Below are 22,256 nucleotides of genomic sequence, written 5' to 3'. Positions count from 1 at the left end.
TAAAATGAGCACTTTTTTCATGCTCATTATTAGAGTGCGGATGGGGCAGGATTTTCATTCTGACAGATACGTCCAAATACCTAATAATCCAATCTTGATTTAACTTCTTCCTGGAATTGTTTCCTTTGCTGAAACTGACCAACAGTCATTTCTATGATTGGTGCAAGGCTATACGGATGTGTCTGGGTTCTGTTTCTCAACAAGCGGTTCCATTCCCTTAAAATATCTGCAGGATACAATAGTCCGGCTAAAAAGGCATCAGAATCCAGCCATTTATTTAAATGGTTTATTTTTTTCAGTGATTCGAACTGCCAATCCAAAAAAGGCAGGATACGGTTTGCATACTGCAACATATCAAAAGCTGGTGATCCAGAGCTGATTAAATCAAAATCAATTAAGTACAGTTTACCTTCCTTCGATCGGAGAAAATTGTGATGCGCGACATCCCCATGGAGAATTGTTGGTGCATTGTTTTCAAGCTCACCTTTCAATTTCACAAAATTCGCCAGTGAAAAGTCCGCCCATTCCAGCAGCTCTTCGGTAATGGCTTTATTGACATAGTAATTAATTCTTGGCAAATTTTTCGCAAATTCATTCTTTCGATGTGTCCATTTTCTTGGCAAATCTGTTTTCGGCAGCATTCCAGCATACGAAGGAACAAGTACAGAAGTGTGGTCATGGAAGCCATTCAGAAGTTCAACGCCTTTCTCTCTGTCAGAATGGACCCCGTAATCAAAACGCTTTTCGTGGTGGTCTATATATTCAATCAATCCATAGTAGGACCCATGGAATTGTAGAGGATCTTTATTCTGATTATAAAATCGGTATGAATGGTCGAAACCGGATTTTCTCAAAGACGAAGTAAATGCTTGTTGAATTTTTAACTTCCGCAGATCACTATATCCTTTTAAAATGAAACGCGTTTTCACTGTTTCAACCAGATAGACATTTCCTCTTAATTGAGTCATCTCTTTGATTTCAACTTCCAGTTCGCTCGATAAATAAGAGAAGAGACGATTGAAAAAATAATCGTCTCCACCTCTCTTGATGTTAATATTCATTGCTCTCTTCATCTTCGAAACGAGGCATCGGCATACCATATCCACCCACCGGACCTGCTCCATAAGGATTCATGAATCCCTGTGGCCCCATGCCCATTTGTTGTGGGTAAGGCTGCATACCCTGAGCACCTTGAAAACCTTGTTGCATGTGGTATGGATGCATACCTGGATATCCTTGATGCATGTGGTGTGGATGGTGCATGCCTGCACCCATCATCCCATAAGGGTTACCCATCTGACCGCCGCAGCCACAATCATTGCCGGCACCTTGGACAGCCTGCTTAGGCATCATCGGCTGCTTCATCATTCCGCCTACCTGCGGCATTTGATTATCCATCATGCCACCCACCTGCGGCATCTGATTATCCATCATGCCACCTACCTGCGGCATCTGATTATCCATCATGCCACCTACCTGCGGCATCATCGGCATCTGGTTATCCATCATTCCGCCCACCTGCGGCATCATTGGCATTTGGTTATCCATCATTCCGCCCACCTGTGGCATCATTGGCATCTGATTATCCATCATTCCGCCTACTTGCGGCATTTGATGTGGCATCTGGCCCTGCATCATTCCACCGACCTGCGGCATTTGATGTGGCATCTGACCCTGCATCATTCCACCGACCTGCGGCATTTGATGTGGCATCTGACCCTGCATCATTCCACCGACCTGCGGCATTTGATGTGGCATCTGACCCTGCATCATTCCACCGACCTGCGGCATCATTGGCATTTGACTGTGCATCATTCCGCCTACTTGTGGCATTTGATGTGGCATCTGGCCCTGCATCATTCCACCGACCTGCGGCATTTGACTATCCATCATTCCTCCAACTTGTGGCATCTGCGGCATTGGCATTTCTGATGATTCGTCATCCATCATTCCACCGACCTGCGGCATTGATTGATTATCCATCATTCCGCCTACCTGTGGCTGCATTGGCATTTGATCCTCCATGGCTCCCGGTACCTGAGGCATATATGGCATGTGTTGCTGAAAACCCTGCTCATGCGGAGGGCAGTAACCGGACCCAGGCATTACAGGTGAAATAGGTACACCATGGAAAGTAGGACCTGTCATTTGTGGTGCCCCATAATGAGGCAAATTCCCTTCCATATCAGGGCTCAATGGCATTTGCATCTGAGCAAAGGATGATGATTCCATACCTTCGGCTGGCATTGCCATATTTGGCATCATCCCTGGGTACTGGGACATTCCCTGTACCTGAGGGTATGGCATTTGCTGTCCTGGGTGTCCATATGCGGGACCTGTCATCGAAGGCGCACCTGGATAACAGTTATAAGGATAAGGGATCATCGGCTGCTGGTAACCTCCTTGAACGAATGGCATCATAGATGGTGATTCATCCATGAAATCATTCTTTTCAATTTTTATCTCAGGCTTTATTTGTGGTTTTACATTTGGTTTCATCTCAGCTTTTGGCAGCTGAGGCTTTACCTCTTGCTTTACCTGTGGTTTAATCTGCTGCTTGACTGGCGCCTTGACCTCAGGCTTCACTTCAGGTTTTACCTCTGGTTTAACTTCTGGGAAAATATTGTCTGGCTTGGGCGGGAGCTGCGGCTTCGGCTGTGGTTTAGGCTGTGGCTGTGGCGGGAGCTGCATATTAGCCATATTCATCATATAATAATTGTTGATATCAATCTCCGGCTTGATTTGCACTGGCATTTTAGGTTTATATGGTTTAACAGGCGCTTCCTTCTTCGGCTGTTCCTTTACAGGAGCCTCTTTCGGCACTTCTTTCTTCACTTCTGGCATTGGCATCGGTTTCTCTTTGGCAATTGGCATTTCCTTTTTGCCACCCATATTGATTTTTGCTTGAGGCGTTCCACCTGCAATTGGAGCTTCTTTCTTTACTGTTCCTCCAGCGGTTGGAACTTTTATTTTCATACCGGGCATAATCATATCAGGGTTGCTGAGCTGCGCGTTCATCTTTTTCAGCTCTTCAAAGTTCACGCCGTACTTCTTGGCGATCTTCCAAAGAGTATCCCCTTTCTGTACGATATGGATTTTCACTCTGATTCCCTCCTATGGCATAAGTCCATATATTCTATGTTGGTGTGGGCAATTTGCTAACAATCTTCAAAAAAACTTATGCTTCTATGTAAATAAATATGTTTTTCAGCATGAGATTAAGCTTTTCCCAGAATAAAAAGCGCAAGCTCCTCATTCAGCCCCGACATGCGCTGGAGCTGGAATAAGAAAACTTCATGTAGTTATCCACACTTAAATAATTTTATAATTCCCTGATTAACAATAATAAAATCCTCCCCGGTCAGGGAAGGATTCTAGATTAAGATTGCTCAAGCATTCGATTAAGGGCAAGCTTCGCATTGAATGCTGTTTGTTGATCTACTTTTATAAGATTAATTTCCTGACCCTGGATTACCGATTCAAGGCTCCAAGCAAGATGCTGCAGATCAATTCTGTTCATTGTCAGGCATGGGCACATATGAGGGTTCAGGGAAATAATTTTTTTATCGGGATGCTGTGAAATCAGTCGGTTTACCAAGTTCATTTCTGTTCCGACTGCCCAGGATGAGCCGGCAGGGGATGCTTCGATTGCTTCAATAATATAATTTGTGGAGCCTGCCATATCTGACAACGCAACAACTTCACGTGAGCATTCAGGATGAACAATGATCTTCATGTCCGGGTATGTATCACGGACATGACTGATATTTTCAACCGTGAAATTCTCATGAACAGAGCAATGCCCCTTCCAGAGTATAACCTTCACTTTTTCCAGCGGACCATCAAATTCAAGGATATTCTCAATCGGGTTGTAAACAGCCATTTCGTCAAGATGGACACCAATATTAAAAGCAGTATTCCTGCCTAAATGCTGATCTGGAAGGAAAAGCAGTCGTTCTTTTTTTGAAAAAGCCCAGCGTACCATCTTCTCAGCGTTGGAAGACGTCACCGTTGCTCCGCCATTAGCTCCGACAAATGATTTTATCGCTGCAGTCGAGTTCACATATGTTAATGGCAAAATAGTATCCCCAAACAGGACCTGGAGGAAATCCCAGGCTCTTTCTGTCTGATGTATATCAGCCATATCCGCCATCGAGCAGCCCGCCCTCATATCAGGCAGGTAGACCTTCTGGCTTTCGGTCGTTAAAATATCCGCCGTTTCAGCCATGAAATGGACGCCGCAGAACACAATATGTTCCGCTTCTTTGTTCTCTTCCGACAGCTGGGCCAATTTCAATGAATCTCCAGTCGCATCGGCAAATTGAATGACTTCATCTTTTTGATAATGATGTCCAGGAATAAAGAGCTTGTTGCCCATTTTCTCCTTAATACTCTTGATCATGTCCTCCAGTTCCTGGACAGACATATTTTTATATTTATCAGGAAGCATCTTAGATTTCGCTTCGAGCGCCTCCAATATATTCATATGCTTCAACCCCTTTCGTTTCAGCCATCACTTTTGCGCTAATATCCATTGATTTTACAGAGTGCGTAAGGAATCCAAGAGAAATATAATCCACACCGCAATCTCTATAGCTATGGAGGTTATCGAGCGTAATGCCTCCAGATGCTTCTGTTAAAATTCCTGCTGGAACATTGCCGATCCATTCTGCGATTTGTTCTGGGGTCCTGTTATCAAACATGATGCAGTCAACCCTTGAAGCAATTGCTTCATGTAACTGGTCTTTCGTTTCGATCTCCACTTCAACCTTTACCATATGGTCAAGATTTGATCTCACTGCTTCAACGGCATTGCTGATTGAGCCTGCGAATGAGATGTGGTTATCCTTGATCATCACAGCGTCATAAAGCCCATAACGGTGATTGAAGCCTCCTCCGCACCGAACTGCATACTTCTCAAGCATCCTTAGACCCGGTGTAGTTTTGCGTGTATCACAGATTCTCGTTTTTGCGCTGTGCAATACGCTGACAGCCTCATTCGTTTTGGTCGCAATCCCGCTCATCCGCTGTACAAGATTCAGCACGACTCTTTCCGCTTTAAGCAAATCGGAAACCCTGCCGGAGATCACGGCAAGTTCCTGACCTTTCACAACATTATCTCCATCTTTCACATTCAGGGTAATCTGACTGCTCTCATCAAGCAGCCTGAAGCCTGTATGGATGATTTGCTCACCACAGAAAATCCCTTCATCCTTGGTGATTAAAACGAGACTTCCTCTATTTTCTTTTCCGAAAATCAGTTCACTGGTGACATCACGTTCACCAATATCTTCAATAAAAAATTGTTCAAGTAGCAAGCGCAGTTTGATTGAATTCATGCTTACCATCCTTTACGTTTTTTCGTTGATGGATGATTTGTTTCTTCATCCAATTGGCGTTATCCTCATGCGGGAAATCTTCTCGGTAGTGCCCGCCCCTGCTTTCCGTCCGCTCCATGGCAGCCTTTGTTATTAAAGATGCAGTGATATACATGAAGAGCCTATTTAATTCATGTGTATCCAAATGGTCCAGACTAACCTCTAGCCATTCATCCAGGCCGAACTGCGCGAGCCACTCATTCTGTAAGATCAGTAATTCCTTTGTACGGACAATCCCTGTCCGGTCCATCATTGTTTGTTTTAAGGAGGAAATATCAGGGAGCTCGCCACTGAAAACTGTTTGATTAAGGCATTCCAGCATAGCCGAGCTTGAAACAGTTTGATCTTGGCTCGGCATAATGTTGTCTGCTCTATAAGCGGTTTGACTATGGATCCAAGTATTTCTTGCTACATCCCGTTCGGCAGCTTGATCGCTGTTGAGCCAATCCGCAAGATTACCGCCAACAAACATGCCTTCTAATAAGGAATTGCTCGCCAGTCTATTTGCTCCGTGTATTCCTGTACATGCCGCTTCACCGATTGCAAATAGTCCAGGGATGCTTGTTTAGCCCTGCAAATCGGTCTTGATCCCGCCCATGATAAAATGGCTCCCAGGAACCACAGGAATCATGCCTTTTCCAATATTTATTCCATGCTCAGTACAAAGCTTGCTGATTGTTGGGAAGCGGCTGCTGAAATCATGGATAGTTGTGATATCCAGATAGATTCGAATTCCTCTTCGGGAATAGTCATAAATGGTTTGCGAGACAATATGCCGCGGCGCCAGATCCTTCAACGGATGAATCCCCTCCATGATCCGCGTGCCTTCATCGGTTACAAGTACGGCACCTTCACCCCTTACTGCTTCCGAAATAAGACCTTTTGTCTTTCCATCCACATAAAGAAGCGTAGGATGGAACTGCACAAATTCCATGTCGACAAGCTCAGCACCTGCCCTGTATGCCAGCGCCATTCCATCACCGGTTGCAGTCTCGGCATTAGAGGTAAAAGCAAAGACCTGCCCGCATCCGCCAGTAGCAAGGACAACGCGGGGAGCAAGATATACTTCATTCGTTCCGTCCATACGCTTTGCTTTAACACCAATACAACGATTTACCTCATTGTCTAAAATTAACTCATATACAAATGTGGATTGTTCTATTGAAATATTAGCATCCAGATTCGAGAGCAAAAATTCGACCATATGCCTACCGGTTGCATCCCCGCCGCTGTGGACAATCCTCTTTTCACTGTGAGCTCCTTCCATTCCGAGAAGCAATTTTCCTTTTCCATCTTCATCAAAGCTGCAGCCTGATTGCCATAATCCTTTGATTAACTCCGGCGCTTTTTTGGTCATTTCAAGTACAGCTTCAGCACTATTATGATGAGCTCCCGCCTCCATTGTGTCGAGATAATGGAAGTAGGGGTCATCGCTCGGAGAAACCGCAGCAGCAACCCCTCCCTGGGCAAGGTAGGAGTTACCTGAAGTCATATCCATCTTTGTGAGAATAATCACATTTAAACTCTTTGCTAATTTATTGGCCAATTGCAGTGCGGCAATCCCACTGCCTACAATGATTACATCTGCTTGTTTCATATAGTGATAGCCTCCTGGATTAACAGGTGTCTTGACATCTATATTTACACAGAATTACACTGTTGACAAGAACTTTTATTTTGATGGAGGATAAAGCAATAACTGCAGAGACTGCACCCCTGTTACAGTAATACGAGCGAAAGCAACGTTTCGGGCACATGTTAGCTCTTCTTGTGACCGAGATTCGTAAGAAAGTCTGATTTCGGGCACATGTTGGCCCTTCTTGTGACCGAGATTCGTAAGACAGTCTGATTTCGGGCACATGTTAGCTCTTCTTGTGACCGAGATTCGTAAGAAAGTCTGATTTCGGGCACATGTTAGCTCTTCTTGTGACCGAGATTCGTAAGAAAGTCTGATTTCGGGCACATGTTAGCTCTTCTTGTGACCGAGATTCGGAAAACACACAGATTTCGGGCACATGTTGGCTCTTCTTGTTACCGAGATCCGGAAAACACTCAGGTTTCGGGCACATGTTGGCCCTTCTTGTTACCGAGATCCGGAAAACACTCAGGTTTCGGGCACATGTTGGCTCTTCTTGTGACCGAGATTCGTAAGAAAGTCTGATTTCGGGCACATGTTGGCCCTTCTTGTTACCGAGATTCGGAAAACACACAGATTTCGGGCACATGTTGGCCCTTCTTGTTACCGAAATCCGGAAAACACACAGATTTCGGGCACATGTTGGCCCTTCTTGTTACCGAGATCCGGAAAACACACAGATTTCGAGCACATGTGGGCTCTTCTTTGTTACCGAGATTCGATAGAAAGACAGTTTTCGGGCAAAAGTTGAACCTTCATATAACCTTAATACAAGAAACTCATATTACCGGGCACATACAAGCCAATAATATTGAACAGGAGCGAACCCATGAAATATTTTGATTACGCGGCAACTTGTCCGCTTGACCATGATGCGGCAGATATTTTTATTCAGGCATCGACAAAGTACTTTGGAAATAGTCAGAGCCTTCATGAAGCGGGCAGTGCTTCTGCTAATCTATTGGAGAGCTGCAGACAGGAATTCGCGCGCTTGCTTGGTGTTGATAAGGCTGGGATTTATTTTACAAGTGGAGGATCTGAAGCGAATTACCTTGGCATTATGGCTCTCCTCTCTGCCAAAAGAAAACACGGCAATCATATTATTACCGGGGCAGCAGAACATTCCTCCGTCTATAATTTGATGAATAAGCTTGAAGGCGAAGGATGGGAGATCACATTCCTCCCTTTGAACCAAAATGGCAAAATTGAGCTTGAGCGTTTCATCGAAGCTGTCCGACCCGAAACTGTGCTCGTTTCGATTCAGCATGGGAATCCTGAAGTCGGAACAATCCAGCCAATCATCAATTTGGCTGACTATTGCCGATCAAAAGAAATACTGTTTCACACGGACTGTGTGCAGACCTTTGGAAAAGTTACAATTGCTCCACTTGCCGGAAGAGTGGATGCCCTTTCGATTTCATGCCATAAGTTTTACGGACCTAAAGGAACTGGAGTGGCTTATGTAAATCCCAAGCTTGCCTGGAGGCCTTACATTGATGGTACTGTACATGAAAAAGGCTTCAGGCCTGGCACGGTTAATGTCCCGGGAATCGCAGCAATGACTGCTGCAGCGCAAAAAGCACATTCCCTCATGGATAAAGAAAGAGAAAGACTTATTAAATTAAGAGAGGCTCTAATCGAATCTCTTTCAGATGTCAGGGAATCAATTGAGATTTTTGGTGCAGAGGGCGATGAACAGCTTACAGGGATCATGGGAATGGCGATAAAGGGATTGGAGGGACAATATGTCCTTCTTGAATGCAACCGCAAAGGCTTTGCGATTTCCACGGGTACCGCTTGTCATACAGGCATGCTCTCACCGGCAAAAACGATGTCTGCAATGGGTATCACAGGGAAACAGGCAAAGGAATTCTTCAGAATTTCATTCGGGAGGGAAACCAGTCAGGAAGATGCAGTCGATCTTGGAAAAATGCTTGCAGCAGTCACAGCTCAAATCCCGGCCGTTTAACTTCAAGCTGATTTTATGGTAAAATTTTCGAATGAAGAAGTCGAAGGAGCGATCGGATTATGAAGGAACCTACGAAAATTCTCGGAGATGAACGCCGGGCTTACATCCTGAAACGTCTGCAGGAAAGCAGAGAGCCCATAACCGGAGGCGAGCTTTCGGCGATAACGAATGTAAGCAGACAGGTCATTGTGGGCGATATTACGTTGCTTAAAGCGAAAAACGAACCAATCATTGCTACCAGCCAGGGATATCTATATATGCATGCATCACGTCCTTCAGCAGCGGAAAGGACCATTGCCGTTTCCCATGGCCCTGAAAGGACAGAAGAAGAACTCCTGCTTCTTGTTGATCACGGAGTAACTGTTAAGGACGTGAAAATCGAGCACCCTGTTTATGGGGATTTAACAGCATCCATCATGGTCTCAAATCGAAATGAAGTTAAGCAGTTCATGGAAAAAATCAGAGCCACCAATGCTTCCTATTTATCAGAGTTAACGGATGGAATCCACTTGCACACAATTTCTGCTCCGACAGAAAAGGCGCTCGATGAAGCAGAAGAGACGTTAAGAAAAGAAGATTTACTGATTAATCTAGAATAGAATGCAAAAAGATCCATCACACTCGATGGATCTTTTTTATACCCTATGGCTTGAATAGCTTCCAAGCATTTTAACGGTGCAGCCTAGTGCTTCTAGTTCAGCCATGGCTCCTGGAATTAATACGTCATCCATTTTCAAATTGATATCGATAATGAAAAAGTATTTACCCAACCCTGTTTTCATAGGGCGTGATTCAATTTTAGACAAATTGAGCTTCCGCCATGAGAAAGCAGATAACACCTGATGGAGGGCTCCTGCTCGATCTGAAGGCAGTGTAATCATCAAGCTTGTCTTGGACTCTTCGGTTGGAGCCATGTAACTGTCATGACCTTCCTTCGCCAGAACAGCAAATACCGTATGGTTATAACTGTAATCATGGACATTTTGCTCAACCATAACTAATCCATATTCCTCTGCAGCAAGGCTATTGGCAATCGCAGCGATGTTCCTTTCTGGATGACTCTGTACAAATTTAGCCGCTGCGGCTGTAGATGACATATGTTCAAGAGGAATTCCTTTGAATTCTTTATGTAAAAATTTATGGCACTGTGCTAGTGCGTGCGGATGGCTGCAAATCGTCTCAGTTTTCCTCCACTTGCCGATATTATCCCCATGAACCAGCAGATGCTGCCTGATTGGCACCACGGCTTCACCAACAATCTGAAGATCCGTTTCATGGACTAAATAATCGATTGTGACATTAACTGAACCCTCGATGGAGTTTTCCAGCGGTACGATTGCGGCATCAATTTCTCCTGCTGAGGCCGCATCCATGCATTCTGGTATACTCACAAACGGAATTCTCTCAGCCTCTTTAAATAATTGCCGGGCAGCATAATCCGTAAAGGTTGCTTCCGGTCCAAGATAACCAATTTTCAAGCCCATCTCCCCCTGCAGCAAAGCACTCTCTTTAAGCTCCTGAACCCAGTACTTCAACTTTTTCTACAAACTCCAGTCTTTTCAGCCTTGCGAGCATCTCATCCATTTCGACTCTCATTTCAGTGACATTCAAGCTTAGCGTTACATTCGCCCTGCTTTGCAGCGGAATCGTCTGATGAATGGTCAGAACATTGCAGCCAGTCTCAGCTACCGTACTCAGCAGTTCAGATAGCGTACCAGACCGGTCTTCAAGCTGGAAAAACAGTGTAATGATCCGTTCCTTCACCACTGTATGGAACGGAAAGACTGTATCTCGGTATTTGTAAAATGCACTCCGGCTCAAGTCGACCCTTTGAACTGCATCCCAGACCGACTCTGCTTTACCACGTTCGATCATTTCCTTTGCCTCAAGCGTCTTCTTCATCGCCTCAGGCAGGACATCTTCACGAACAAGATAAAACTTCCTATCTTGATTTTGCTTCATCTCCACCACCCCATCAGAATGCCAGCTTTTTTATTTTTTTTATAAAATGCGAAAAAACAATTATGTAAAGAGGAAAGCCGATTAACCTGTGATGGCTAATCGACCTTCCAAAATCATTTAAGCCTATTCCACGAATTCAAATTCATATTCAAGCAGCTTGACTGTATCTCCATCTTTTGCGCCTCTTTCACGAAGAGCATCATCAATGCCCATGCCGCGCATCTGGCGGGCGAACCTTTGGACAGATTCATCCCTAGAGAAATCTGTCATCTTGAACAGCCTTTCGATACTGTCACCCGAAATGACGAATGTTCCATCCGATTCGCGGGTAATCTGGAATTCCTGTTCTGCTTTTTCATGCTTGTACATCACGCGGTTTTCATCTTTTTCCAATTCCTCTTCTTCAATCAGAGGGAACTCCGGAGTCTTTTCAATCAGGTCAGCTACCGCGAACAATAATTCACGCAGACCTTCTCTTGTAACAGCGGAGATAGGGAAAACAGGGTGTTCGTCCCCTAGCTTTTCCTTGAACACTTTCAGATTTTCTTCCGCATCAGGCATGTCCATTTTATTGGCTACAATTACTTGTGGTCTCTCTGTCAGCCTTAAGTTATATTCTTTCAATTCGTTGTTGATTGTTAAGTAATCCTCATAAGGATCGCGGCCTTCTGTTGCGGCCATGTCGATTACATGGATGATGACACGTGTACGTTCGATATGGCGAAGGAACTGATGTCCAAGGCCGACACCTGAATGCGCACCTTCGATAAGACCTGGCAAGTCCGCAAGAACAAAGCTTCTGTTGTCTTCAGTTTCGACCATCCCCAGGTTCGGTGCAATCGTCGTGAAGTGGTATTCTGCAATCTTCGGTCTAGCTGCTGAAACAACAGACAACAACGTTGATTTCCCTACGCTCGGGAAGCCTACCAGCCCTACATCTGCAAGCAATTTCAATTCCATGATGATTTCTCTTTCCTGTCCTGGTTCACCTTTTTCGGAAAGCTCTGGTGCAGGGTTGGCCGGTGTTGCGAAACGTGAGTTGCCACGTCCGCCGCGTCCGCCCTTCGCGATGACAGATTTCTGACCATGCTCTACCAGGTCAGCAATGATCGCGCCGGTCTCGGCATCGGAAACAATTGTCCCTGGTGGAACCTTGACAATCATATCCTTTGAATTTTTACCATGCTGGTTTTTAGACATTCCGTGCTCGCCGCGCGGTGCCTTGAAATGGCGCTGGTATCTGAAATCCATCAGAGTGCGCAGTCCCTCTTCCACCTGGAAAACTACATTGGCACCGTTACCTCCGTCGCCGCCGGCAGGGCCGCCCTTCGGAACATATTTTTCACGTCGGAACGCGACCATTCCATCGCCGCCGTCCCCGCCTTTTACATAAATTTTAACCTGATCGACAAACATTATGTCATTACCACCTGTCTGAAATTTGTTATGTTCTATGTTTCCCTAGAGTGATTCCATAAAAACTTCTATCGTCAATTCCCCGTCGACAATGCCATCCGACATTACTTTCATATTGTAACCCGGCTGCTGGTCCAGGAACCTTTTCAAACGATTTTTATCATTTATTATTCCGCTAAAATCAAAAAAGAACCCGATTCCTTTCTCCTGCGGTTCAATTGTGACGGAGAGATGATTTTCCTGATATTGTTCAATCGAAGAATTCAATGCATCAAAAAGCTGCTCTGTCCAGCCTGTCAACAGCTGGTCATCTAATCTGTGGAAGTTCTGGGAGTCCATTACTTCATATTCCAATTGGAAATGATGATTCTCCCAATTGCAGGTTAACAATGTAGAGGCAAACTGAGGAAGATGTAAATTAGATAGCTTTGCATCCTGCCTGGCTTCCATGATAATTTCTTCAATGATCTCTTTAGCCCGGTCCACTTTATTCAGCGATAAATTCCCTTTAATTAGTTGAAGCTGATTCATCCAATCATGGCGTGCATGGCGCAAAACCTCGATTGTATCCCACTCTTTATTCATACACATACTCCTACTCATAAGACTGCTTGGTGTAAGTATAACAAAAAAGCCATTCTGCGTAAGCTAATTATGTATATTGTTTAGTATAGAAGCTATAAATAGAACAAAAAGCGCAAGCGCCTCGTTCAGCCACGCAAGCGCTGGAGGGCCTGACAGTGAAGTCGCTCTTTGACTTCATTGGCAGAATCGAAACGATTCGAAGGGCTAGGCGCTGGAGCTGGATTAAGGAAATTTCATAGAGTTAACCATAACTCAACAAATTTTATGAATTCCTTAACAACAAGAAAACCCTAACCGCAGTGGTTAGGGCTTCTCTTTGGCTTACGCTTCTTGAGCTGCAGGATAAACACTTACTTGCTTGCGGTCACGGCCAAGACGTTCGAATTTAACGACGCCGTCAACCTTAGCGAATAGAGTGTCATCTCCACCTTTACCCACGTTTACACCTGGGTAGATTTTAGTTCCGCGCTGACGGTAAAGGATAGAACCACCAGTTACGAATTGACCATCTGCACGCTTAGCGCCAAGACGCTTAGAGATTGAGTCACGTCCGTTCTTAGTTGAACCTACACCCTTCTTAGAAGCGAAGAATTGAAGATCTAATCTTAACATTTTGTTCCACCTCCTACTTTTTGAAGGTTAATTTTATGTGCTTTCCGTACTCTTTTTCCATCGATTGCAATGTAATGACCATGCTTTCGAGGAGCAACTGAATTTTCTCCTGTGTATCCTCAGGCAAATTGTCCGGGATTTCACAGCGGAGAAAGCCATCTGCACCCTGTTCAATGTCCGGGGTGATACCTGTCAATCCAATAATGGAATTGACGGTTCCGATCGAGATGGTCGAAACACCTGCACAGACAATGTCGCTGCCATGGGCAGCAAATCCAGCGTGGCCGCTAATCGTAAACGATTGGATGCTTCCGGATTTTGTACGATTAATCGTTGCACGAATCATGGTAATCCGCCTATAACCTAAGCGTTGATCTTTTCGATAACAACTTTAGTGTAAGGCTGACGATGACCTTGCTTCTTACGATTGTTCTTTTTCGCTTTGTACTTGAAAACGATGATTTTCTTTTGACGGCCGTTCTTTTCAACTTTAGCAGTTACAGTTGCGCCTTCAACTACTGGGCTACCAACTTTAACGTTATCGCCACCTACAAAAAGAACCTTGTCAAAAGTTACAGTTTCGCCTTCAGCTGCGTTTAGCTTTTCAATGTAGATTGCTTGTCCTTCTTCTACCTTTACTTGCTTGCCGCCAGTTTCGATAATTGCGTACATTCCAGTGCACCTCCTCATTAGACTCAGACTCGCCATCAACAGGCGTTGCAAAATGCAATCTTAATTACCTGGTGTGAGCGGTTGTAGCACGGGTGCTACAAACAATAACATTAAAATACTACCATATGCCGAGCAAAAGTGTCAACATAATAATCAATGTTCTTTTAATAGCCAGCCTTAGTTCAACCATGTTCTGTCGAAGCACGAACCTTAAGAATTTCATAAAAAGGTTTCCCCGCGTCTGACACCGAGAATTTTATCGTAAAACCAAGTGCTTTTTCAAGCCTCAATTTATGGATATCAGCTTCACCTGAAAAAGTGTGTATGACCTCATTCGTCGCTGCGACATGAATCTCTTCATAATCGGAGTGTTTGTACTCCCACAATGCGCGCTCTAGTGTATAGGCGACCGATTCCGTGCTCAGTACCTGACCTGTACCTCCGCATGTCCAGCATTTCTCGGTCAGAGTCTCGGCCAGTGACTGTTTCGTCTTCTTTCTTGTCAACTGGAGGATGCCAAGCTCCGTAAACCCGATGACCCTTGTCCTGCGTTCATCCTGGGTCAGCTCGTTTTGAATAAGTTTCAGCACCTTGCTCCGTTCACTATCAGCCTTCATATCAATAAAATCGATCAAAATGATGCCAGCAAGATCCCTGAGCCTGATTTGCCTTGCTGCTTCGACTGCCGCATTCATATTCGTTTTCATAATAGTGTCACGCAAATCGGTTTTGCCGGAAAACTTTCCTGTATTCACATCAATCATCGTAAGTGCTTCACCCTGATCAATGACCATATACGCTCCTTTTTCCAGCCAAACAATCCTTTTAAGCAAACGCTCGATTTCCTGTTCGATTTTATAAAAAGAAAAAATATGATCTTTCCCATTATAAAGCTTTATCTCTATACCTTCTGTAATATGACGCTCCATACTTTTCTTGAAATCGAGGCAATCCGTAATCACTTCTCCATTTGCAAAAGATAGAAGTGCTGTCACTGCCTGCTCAAAAAAGTAATCACGGGTGTGAACGATTCCGGACTTCTTCATTGTTGAAATCGTCTTTTTCATTTGCGCGTATCGACGGCGCTGCTCCTCCAGCTCATGCATGATTGTTTCCTCGGTCTGATTCAGGCTTTCAGTTCTGAAAATAAGACCTTCCTCGGGCGTTTTGACCTGGCTGGCGAAGTCTTTCCATTTATTTCTGACCTCTGGTGAGTCTGCTTTTTTTGAAACAGCTATATATTTTCCCTGGGGCATATAGATAAGGTTCTCTCCCTGTAATTCAATGACTCCCGTCAGCCTCGCTCCTTTTGTTCCGGATGCATCTTTTTCAACCTGAACCAAGAACTTCTCGCCTTGATGGACATAGGAAGAGATCGAGCGGTTCGTTTTATTCTCGTCATCGGACAGTATGTAGGATGCTAACTTATCTTTCTGAAGAAAGCCGCTTATTTCTTCGCCAAAATTCACGAATGCTGCGTTCATTCCCGGGATCACTTTTTCTACGGTGCCAAGGTAAATATTCCCGACTAGCGATTGCTGGTCTGGCTGTTCAATATATAATTTTTCGACTTCACCATTTTTGACCAAAGCGAAGCGCTTTTCTCTAGAATTTGCATTAATGATTAACTTGTACATCGTTTCTCCTTAACCGCAAAAAAATGCAGCGCAAATAGTGTCTGCGCTGCATTCATTATCCTATTTTAGAAGGTGTAAAGCAAATCTCCTATTTTCGCCGATAATAACTTCTCACTGAAAAAAGCATGGAGCAATTCATTCTCATCCATGACCATTTCCGTGCCGTTCTGCTGCTTGACGATGATTGGATGCTTACAGCCACGCTGGAACTTTTCAAGGACCTGGTCGACCATTTCATTTTCGGCTGCATTTATCGGCTTGAGCTCTCGCAAATCCAACTGTCTCCCATAATGCCTTTCCATCAAAAAACGCATGAAGATAAATCGCCGCTGCTTCCATTCATAGTAAAGCGAAAATGCCAGGAAACCGATGATGACCCAGACATTCAATGTCAACGGGGCGATGATGAGAAGGACTGCTGAGAATATCATCAATGTACCTGCTGATACATAGATCGTCCGCAGATGGGCTTCTTGAAATGATTTGTTCATTGATAACAAAATGAACACGAGTTTGCCTCCATCCAAAGGCCAGATCGGGATAAGATTGAACAAGAGGATCATCATATTATATTGAATGAACAGCAAATGCCATTTTTCCGGGAAAAACCCTGCGATAAACAGGATATAAGACAGCGCAATCATCCAAACATGCTGCAGCGGGCCTGCCAGAACAACAAGCAACTCTTCTTTTAATGGCCTGTTCCCGTGCTCATCCATTTCAGCTACCCCGCCAAAAGGAAGCAGGGAGATTTTCTTTATCCGCCACGAAAAAAAAGAAGCTGCAGCACCATGTCCCAGTTCATGAACAAAAATAATCAGCAGCACCATCATCAGCTCTATGAAATGCGCGGTCGCAACAGCAAGGGCGATGATCACCCATAATAAAGGATGGATGTGTATTTTTCGCAATAACGCAATGGCTTTATTCAAACTTGATCACCTGGACGGGATCTACGAAGTCATCCCCTTTTTTAATGGCGAAATAAAATGAACCTTTTATTCCATCCACACTATCCATTGCCGTACCTACCTTCGCTCCTTTAGAAATATACTCATAGAGGCTTACATCAATTTTTTCAAGATTCCCGTACCATGTTTCACTCTTGTCAGCATGCTGCACAACGACCGTTTTACCAAAACCTTCTTTTATACCGACAAAGTGGACAAGCCCTTCATCCATGGCTTCCACGCCGGCTCCTTTGCCAGTTTCAATCTGGATTCTCTGGCCATTGTCGCCAAAATCTTCAAGGATTTTCCCGGAAGCAGGGAGTGCGTACTGATTGTCTGGAATTAAATCCTGCTGGTTTTCTTCATCACCACTTTTTTTTGGCTGGAAGCAACGCCAGCGGTTTGCCAAATTTGTCTTCATACCAGTCTGAAACGGCTGCAAACTGAAATTCCTGATCCATCGTATGCTTCACATAATGCTGGATGGTTTCTGCTTTTTCAGATGGACTCCGAAAAATAATCGCCACAATCAAAACAAGGCAAGCGGAAGCAAGTACCTTGAAGAGAAACACTTCCTTCTTGAATAGGGGGTGCCCGCCTTCCCCTGGACCCGTGTCATAAGAGGGAATCCTGTCAAAACCATGCCGTTCTTCCTCCGTTGAGAAAAGGCGGTTATGGCTCATTTTCTCCATTCTTTCCCGCTCTCTTTTCCTTTTCATCATCCTTCTGCGTATATCATCAGCTCTCGAGTTCATCCAATCCCCACCATTCCCCTTGTACTCTAAGTTAGTACAAGTCTATGACCTGTCCATCAAGAGTATGACAAATTCAATCATTAGAAAATGTGTTTTGAGTGAATCGAATAGAAAAAGCATCTGTCCTCGTAGAACGAGAGCAGATGCTTTTTTTTAGCGGACTCCGAAGAACTTCTTAATCTTCGAAAATACACCTTTATTATCGTTGTCTAATTGCTGCAAGGGAACGGACTCGCCGAGAATCCTCCTGGCGATATTCCTGTATGCAATGGATGCTTTGCTATTTGGATTCAGTGCGATTGGCTCACCGTGGTTTGATGCTTTGATGACTTCATCATCATCGGCAACAATCCCGATTAAGTCAATCGAAAGATGTGTTGTGATTTCATCCACATCAAGCATGTCGCCATTTTTCATCATATGGGTGCGGATCCTGTTGATGACAAGTTTTGGTGCTTCCACATTTTCTTCTTTTTCCAGCAGACCGATAATCCTGTCCGCATCCCTGACAGCGGATACTTCTGGTGTTGTCACGACAATCGCCTTGTCAGCACCGGCGACGGCGTTTTTATAGCCCTGCTCGATTCCAGCCGGGCAATCGATCACGATATAGTCATAATCCTGCTTCAGTTCATTCACCAATTTTCTCATTTGTTCCGGCTGAACAGCAGTTTTATCACTCGTCTGGGCTGCTGGGAGCAAATAAAGATGGTCATCAAAGCGCTTATCTTTTACAAGTGCCTGATGAATCTTGCATCTTCCTTCGATTACATCGACAAGATCATATATAATGCGGTTTTCAAGCCCCATGACAACGTCCAGGTTGCGCAAGCCGATATCTGTATCGACCAGGCAGACTCTTTTGCCTTGAAGGGCCAAAGCAGTACCTATATTAGCAGAAGTTGTCGTTTTGCCAACCCCGCCTTTTCCGGATGTAACTACTATTGCTTCTCCCACTTTAGAGGCCTCTTCAAATCTGGTTAAACTAGGTCTTTTCTTCATTAAAACTTGCAATCTATCAACAACAATCTGTTGACTGTCAGATATATAAGCACATTCCATCACGCGGTTATCATCTTCAGGGGTTTGGTCCGGAGACCGGTTGATGCAATCACCGATCCTGAGCTGCGAGGGTTTCATAACAGAGGCCCCAATGACCGCTTCGTTATTCCCTTCCGTACCAGCATGTGCAACCCCTTTCAAGGCACCCATGATAAAAATATTCCCTGTTGCCTTGACCGTTCCTCCAGGATTGACGTCACCAATGAGCAGCAGGTCTCCTGTTATCTCAAGAACCTGGCCTGAACGGATCACTTTGGCAACAGGCACGATCTCTGTTTCCTGGCGAAGCCTTGCAGCTTCCTCCCTGGTAATCACATTCGTCTCAAGGTCCTCGACAAACAAGTTTCTCTTTTGCCTGATAAGGTCTTTCAGCTCTTCTTCCTGAGCTTTTGTCAGATACCTATTCCCTACTTTCACTTTGACAGAAAGCAGCTGTTGCTCCTCCTGAACACGAGTTGAATTCGAAAGCTTCCTGTCTAATTCCTTCTTCAATTCATCATAGGAGCAAGTATCGTCCAAATGGAGCGTAAGTCCATCTTTTGTTCCTTTTATTGTCACATTTTGTGTTTTCTTCATACTGGATGTTCACCTCATAAGAAAAGCGCTAGCGCCTTGGTCAGCCTCAACAGGAATGAAACACCCTGTGAGGAAGCAATTCCACAGCCTGTCAAGTACTCAAATAAACTCCCCTTGCTCCAAAGCGACAAAGCCTAACACCTGTGTCAGCCTACATCCTCCAAAGGTCTTCTAAAGAACCCCTTTGACCTGAGGAGCAGTAAGGGGCTGGAAAGTCTGTTTTATTTCACCTAAAAGGAATTCGACAAGCTTCCCTCAGATTCCTTTATTTGAATGGGCGTGATCAATAATTCCCACAATTCGCTGTTTCCTTCAAGTCAAAAAAGAATAGCTTCTTTTTTATGTGCCCTTCAAAAACACAACTGATAAGGGTTTATTAATCGTTTCTAAGTCTGTCTGCAGCATTCTCGAACTGTCTTTTAAATGGATAGGCAGCCAATATTATAAAAGCTAGATTTAGGATCAATGTCGGAACTAGTCTTATTTTAACATAGGTCGAAAAGTCCAGGTCAGTCGTTTTTATCAACAGCATCAACTCGTAGACTCCTACCTCCAAGAGGATGATGCCAAGAAGTGATAGGATTGAAACGATCAAAATATTGGTCTGCAGCATTCGCATCATATTTGCAATCAAATAAGCGATGAACGGGAACATGAATAGATATATCCCGATGATTTCTGTGTAGATGACATCAAAAAGCAGACCGAAGATAATACCATAAAGAATCCCATGTTTTGGGTTCAGGTAAGCCGTCAAAAATAGAATCCCTGCCATGAGGAAATGCGGAACAAGGATCCGGTCACTGTTGAATAATTCTGCAGGCAGAAGTTCGACAAACAAACTTTCGAGAATGAATAACAAAGCGAAAAGTGCCGGGAGCAGGAAACGGATCAATTGCCTTCCTCCTCACCTTCACTATCTTCCAAGCTTTCTTCAATGTCGACGGAGACCATCGATTTTTTGACAACCATGACATGTTCCAAATCATAAAGATTTGCTTCAGGCTTAATATATGCTGTTTGATTCAGGCCAAATTGATCCGGTACAACTTTGACAACCTTGCCGATTGGAAGGTCTTTCGGGAAAATCCCACCCATACCAGTCGTGACGACATTCTGTCCTTTCTCAATTTCAGCATCATACGGCAGCCCTTTTAACAAGAGAAGTTCTTTCTTCTTGTCATACCCTTCGATGGTCCCGTAAAGCGGCTCATCGGCCTGGAGAATCGCAGAAATTCTGTTAGTCGGGTCAATGGAGCTGATCAGCTGCACGGTTGCCGAAAATGGTGTCGTGCTCTTAACCTTGCCAATTAACCCTTTTGCAGTGATGACAGCCATGTTTTTTTTCAACGCCGTTAGATGCACCTTTGTTGATGATGATCAGTTCATTCCAGCGTTCAGGACTTCTGGCAATCCTGACTGCCTGGATTGGTTCATAGTCTGCTAGCGATTCTTTCTTATCTAAAATTTCCTGAAGCTCCTCGTTTTCTTTTTCAAGGGAGTATACTTTCGCTTCAAGGCGGTCCATATCATCAACGCGTTTCTTCAACTCTTTGTTTTCCTGATATGTATTTTGCAAGTCTTGAAGGTTTTCGATTAAACCGGCAATATAATTCGCTGGTCTTGAGACAACGGATTGCACCCAGCTTGTAGAGTCTTTGACAAACTGCTCGGGCCATGTCAATGCTTCTCTTTCCCTTAAAGAAAATCCAATCAATGCCACGAGGACTATAATGCTCACAAGCAGCATTATCAGGCGTTTATTAAAGAAAAACTGTGGCATGATCTACACCTCTAATCTAAAAAAATGGATGACAGAAGAGGAGGGAAGTGGATTTCCCCCGCTTCCCTTCTTCCTATTTGTTAAGAAAATTATAAAATTATTTAGGTGGATAACTGCATTTGGTTTTCTTGATCCAGCTCCAGCTCTTGTCGGGGCTGAACAAGGCGCTTGCGCTTTTGTTCTTACCTGGATTCTTTTGCTTTGTTCTTAAATAAATCGATATGATCCAATGCCTTGCCTGTACCAATTGCCACACAGTCAAGCGGGTCTTCAGCAATCAATACGGGCATCTTCGTTTCTTCACTGATGACCTTGTCCAAGTTACGAAGCAACGCGCCTCCGCCTGTGAGGACAATTCCACGGTCCATGATATCTGAAGCAAGTTCTGGCGGTGTTTTTTCAAGCGTCAGCTTAACAGCATCAACAATGGCGTATACTGTGTCACGAAGCGCTTTGGCAATTTCCTCTGCCGTAATTTCTATTGTCTTAGGCAATCCTGTCAGCAAGTCACGGCCTCGGATTTCCATATTCTCAATTCCATCGGCATTTCCTGCTGAACCAACTTCCATTTTAATCGCTTCAGCTGTTCTCTCACCAATCATCAGATTGTAAGTTTTACGGATATAATTGATAATTGCAGCATCCATCTCGTCACCAGCAATGCGGACAGATTGTGATGTAACAATGCCGCCAAGAGAAATGATCGCCACTTCTGTCGTACCGCCGCCAATGTCGACAACCATGCTGCCGGTTGGCTCCCAAACTGGCAGATTTGCGCCGATTGCTGCTGCAAACGGTTCCTCAATCGTAAACGCATCTCTTGCGCCTGCCTGTCGAGTTGCGTCAATAACCGCACGTTCTTCAACAGCTGTTATTCCTGAAGGAACACATACCATCACATAAGGCTTGCCGGCAAACCAGCCTTTATTCTTCGTTGCCTGTTTAATATAGTATTTCATCATTGACGCTGTTGTCTCATAATCAGCAATAACGCCGTCCTTCATTGGCCTTAATGCAACGACATTACCCGGTGTACGCCCAATCATATTTTTTGCATCATTACCGACAGCAACAATATTTTTTGTATCCGTCTGAAGCGCAACAACGGACGGCTCTCTTAAAACAATTCCTTTTCCTTTTACATAAACAAGTGTATTAGCAGTACCAAGGTCGATTCCGAGGTCTCTTGTTCCAATCCCAAACATGTTTGTATCTCCCTTTCTTAACAAAAAATGCAATAAAAAGAACAGGCAATCTATAACA

The 22,256-nt window shown here is 44.3% G+C and carries 19 protein-coding genes, 4 pseudogenes and 1 other annotated feature; of the genes and pseudogenes, 2 read left to right on the top strand and 21 right to left on the bottom strand.

All coding sequences use genetic code 11. From position 1 onward, the window contains the following. Window positions 1-80: 80 nt before the first annotated feature. From LC048_RS04520 to LC048_RS04500, 6 genes and pseudogenes are all read right to left on the bottom strand, one after another. Window positions 81-1,061, bottom strand: coding sequence for an aminoglycoside phosphotransferase family protein (locus LC048_RS04520; protein ID WP_226604077.1), 981 nt, complete (start codon window positions 1,059-1,061; stop codon window positions 81-83). Beyond that, window positions 1,051-3,102 (bottom strand): SafA/ExsA family spore coat assembly protein, encoded by a 2,052-nt coding sequence (safA, locus tag LC048_RS04515; RefSeq protein WP_306049546.1) that lies wholly within the window; start codon window positions 3,100-3,102, stop codon window positions 1,051-1,053. The genes LC048_RS04520 and safA overlap by 11 nt, the downstream gene beginning before the upstream one ends. 277 nt (window positions 3,103-3,379) lie before the next feature. Beyond that, window positions 3,380-4,486, bottom strand: coding sequence for a quinolinate synthase NadA (gene nadA, locus LC048_RS04510; protein ID WP_226604034.1), 1,107 nt, complete (start codon window positions 4,484-4,486; stop codon window positions 3,380-3,382). Continuing rightward, on the bottom strand, window positions 4,452-5,339 hold the full coding sequence (gene nadC / locus LC048_RS04505; RefSeq protein ID WP_306049544.1) for a carboxylating nicotinate-nucleotide diphosphorylase: 888 nt from the start codon (window positions 5,337-5,339) through the stop codon (window positions 4,452-4,454). Before nadC ends, nadA begins: the two co-directional genes overlap by 35 nt. Beyond that, a complete protein-coding gene (locus LC048_RS24920; protein ID WP_371932041.1) occupies window positions 5,308-5,736 on the bottom strand; it encodes a hypothetical protein in 429 nt (142 codons plus the stop codon). Before LC048_RS24920 ends, nadC begins: the two co-directional genes overlap by 32 nt. A gap of 135 nt (window positions 5,737-5,871) precedes the next feature. Next, window positions 5,872-6,975: pseudogene (locus tag LC048_RS04500) on the bottom strand (FAD-binding protein); the annotation flags it as partial. Between the two features lie 868 nt (window positions 6,976-7,843). Between LC048_RS04500 and LC048_RS04495 the strand changes: the two are divergent. Together LC048_RS04495 and LC048_RS04490 are read left to right on the top strand one after the other, a co-directional pair. Next, a complete protein-coding gene (locus LC048_RS04495; protein WP_306049542.1) occupies window positions 7,844-8,983 on the top strand; it encodes an IscS subfamily cysteine desulfurase in 1,140 nt (379 codons plus the stop codon). A 59-nt stretch (window positions 8,984-9,042) separates the two neighbouring features. Next, window positions 9,043-9,582: a transcription repressor NadR gene (locus LC048_RS04490; RefSeq protein WP_226604023.1), complete on the top strand. Its 540-nt coding sequence runs from the start codon at window positions 9,043-9,045 to the stop codon at window positions 9,580-9,582. Between the two features lie 36 nt (window positions 9,583-9,618). On the opposite strand, the gene pheA is transcribed toward LC048_RS04490, so the two are convergent. The 15 genes and pseudogenes from pheA to LC048_RS04415 form a co-directional block, all read right to left on the bottom strand. Then, complete coding sequence (gene pheA / locus LC048_RS04485; protein WP_226604072.1) at window positions 9,619-10,467, bottom strand: prephenate dehydratase; 849 nt, start codon at window positions 10,465-10,467, stop codon at window positions 9,619-9,621. A gap of 25 nt (window positions 10,468-10,492) precedes the next feature. Further along, on the bottom strand, window positions 10,493-10,945 hold the full coding sequence (locus tag LC048_RS04480; RefSeq protein ID WP_226604021.1) for an ACT domain-containing protein: 453 nt from the start codon (window positions 10,943-10,945) through the stop codon (window positions 10,493-10,495). Between the two features lie 123 nt (window positions 10,946-11,068). Next, window positions 11,069-12,361 (bottom strand): GTPase ObgE, encoded by a 1,293-nt coding sequence (gene obgE / locus LC048_RS04475; RefSeq protein ID WP_226604019.1) that lies wholly within the window; start codon window positions 12,359-12,361, stop codon window positions 11,069-11,071. A 45-nt stretch (window positions 12,362-12,406) separates the two neighbouring features. Beyond that, the gene (locus LC048_RS04470) at window positions 12,407-12,946 is read right to left on the bottom strand and encodes a Spo0B C-terminal domain-containing protein (RefSeq protein WP_226604016.1); all 540 of its coding nucleotides are present in this window, start codon (window positions 12,944-12,946) and stop codon (window positions 12,407-12,409) included. A 321-nt stretch (window positions 12,947-13,267) separates the two neighbouring features. Beyond that, entirely contained in the window at window positions 13,268-13,558 is a 291-nt protein-coding gene (rpmA, locus tag LC048_RS04465) for a 50S ribosomal protein L27 (RefSeq protein ID WP_023627149.1), read from the bottom strand. A 13-nt stretch (window positions 13,559-13,571) separates the two neighbouring features. Continuing rightward, window positions 13,572-13,904, bottom strand: coding sequence for a ribosomal-processing cysteine protease Prp (locus LC048_RS04460; RefSeq protein ID WP_226604013.1), 333 nt, complete (start codon window positions 13,902-13,904; stop codon window positions 13,572-13,574). A gap of 17 nt (window positions 13,905-13,921) precedes the next feature. After that, a complete protein-coding gene (gene rplU, locus LC048_RS04455) occupies window positions 13,922-14,230 on the bottom strand; it encodes a 50S ribosomal protein L21 (RefSeq protein WP_023627147.1) in 309 nt (102 codons plus the stop codon). Window positions 14,231-14,245: 15 nt separating this feature from the next. Further along, window positions 14,246-14,323 (bottom strand) — a sequence feature (ribosomal protein L21 leader region). Between the two features lie 89 nt (window positions 14,324-14,412). Next, the gene (locus tag LC048_RS04450) at window positions 14,413-15,867 is read right to left on the bottom strand and encodes an Rne/Rng family ribonuclease (protein WP_226604011.1); all 1,455 of its coding nucleotides are present in this window, start codon (window positions 15,865-15,867) and stop codon (window positions 14,413-14,415) included. Between the two features lie 65 nt (window positions 15,868-15,932). Next, the gene (locus tag LC048_RS04445) at window positions 15,933-16,799 is read right to left on the bottom strand and encodes a M50 family metallopeptidase (protein WP_306049539.1); all 867 of its coding nucleotides are present in this window, start codon (window positions 16,797-16,799) and stop codon (window positions 15,933-15,935) included. Next, window positions 16,792-17,572 (bottom strand): annotated as a pseudogene (locus tag LC048_RS04440) (peptidoglycan DD-metalloendopeptidase family protein). The gene LC048_RS04445 and the pseudogene LC048_RS04440 overlap by 8 nt, the downstream one beginning before the upstream one ends. Window positions 17,573-17,725: 153 nt before the next feature. Next, a complete protein-coding gene (gene minD, locus LC048_RS04435) occupies window positions 17,726-18,529 on the bottom strand; it encodes a septum site-determining protein MinD (protein WP_226604002.1) in 804 nt (267 codons plus the stop codon). A gap of 69 nt (window positions 18,530-18,598) precedes the next feature. Next, window positions 18,599-19,210 (bottom strand): annotated as a pseudogene (minC, locus tag LC048_RS04430) (septum site-determining protein MinC); the annotation flags it as partial. A gap of 376 nt (window positions 19,211-19,586) precedes the next feature. Then, window positions 19,587-20,105, bottom strand: coding sequence for a rod shape-determining protein MreD (gene mreD / locus LC048_RS04425; RefSeq protein ID WP_226603997.1), 519 nt, complete (start codon window positions 20,103-20,105; stop codon window positions 19,587-19,589). Continuing rightward, a pseudogene (mreC, locus tag LC048_RS04420) lies at window positions 20,102-20,993 on the bottom strand (rod shape-determining protein MreC). Before mreC ends, mreD begins: the two are co-directional and overlap by 4 nt. Before the next feature lie 182 nt (window positions 20,994-21,175). Beyond that, entirely contained in the window at window positions 21,176-22,198 is a 1,023-nt protein-coding gene (locus LC048_RS04415) for a rod shape-determining protein (protein WP_226603981.1), read from the bottom strand. Between the last annotated feature and the right edge of the window lie 58 nt (window positions 22,199-22,256).

Origin of the sequence: Mesobacillus subterraneus (assembly GCF_020524355.2) — a bacterium.
Lineage (GTDB): Bacteria > Bacillota > Bacilli > Bacillales > Cytobacillaceae > Mesobacillus > Mesobacillus subterraneus_C.
The sequence above is the reverse complement of the archived record's forward strand: the minus strand, read 5'-3'. Positions and strand labels throughout refer to the sequence as shown.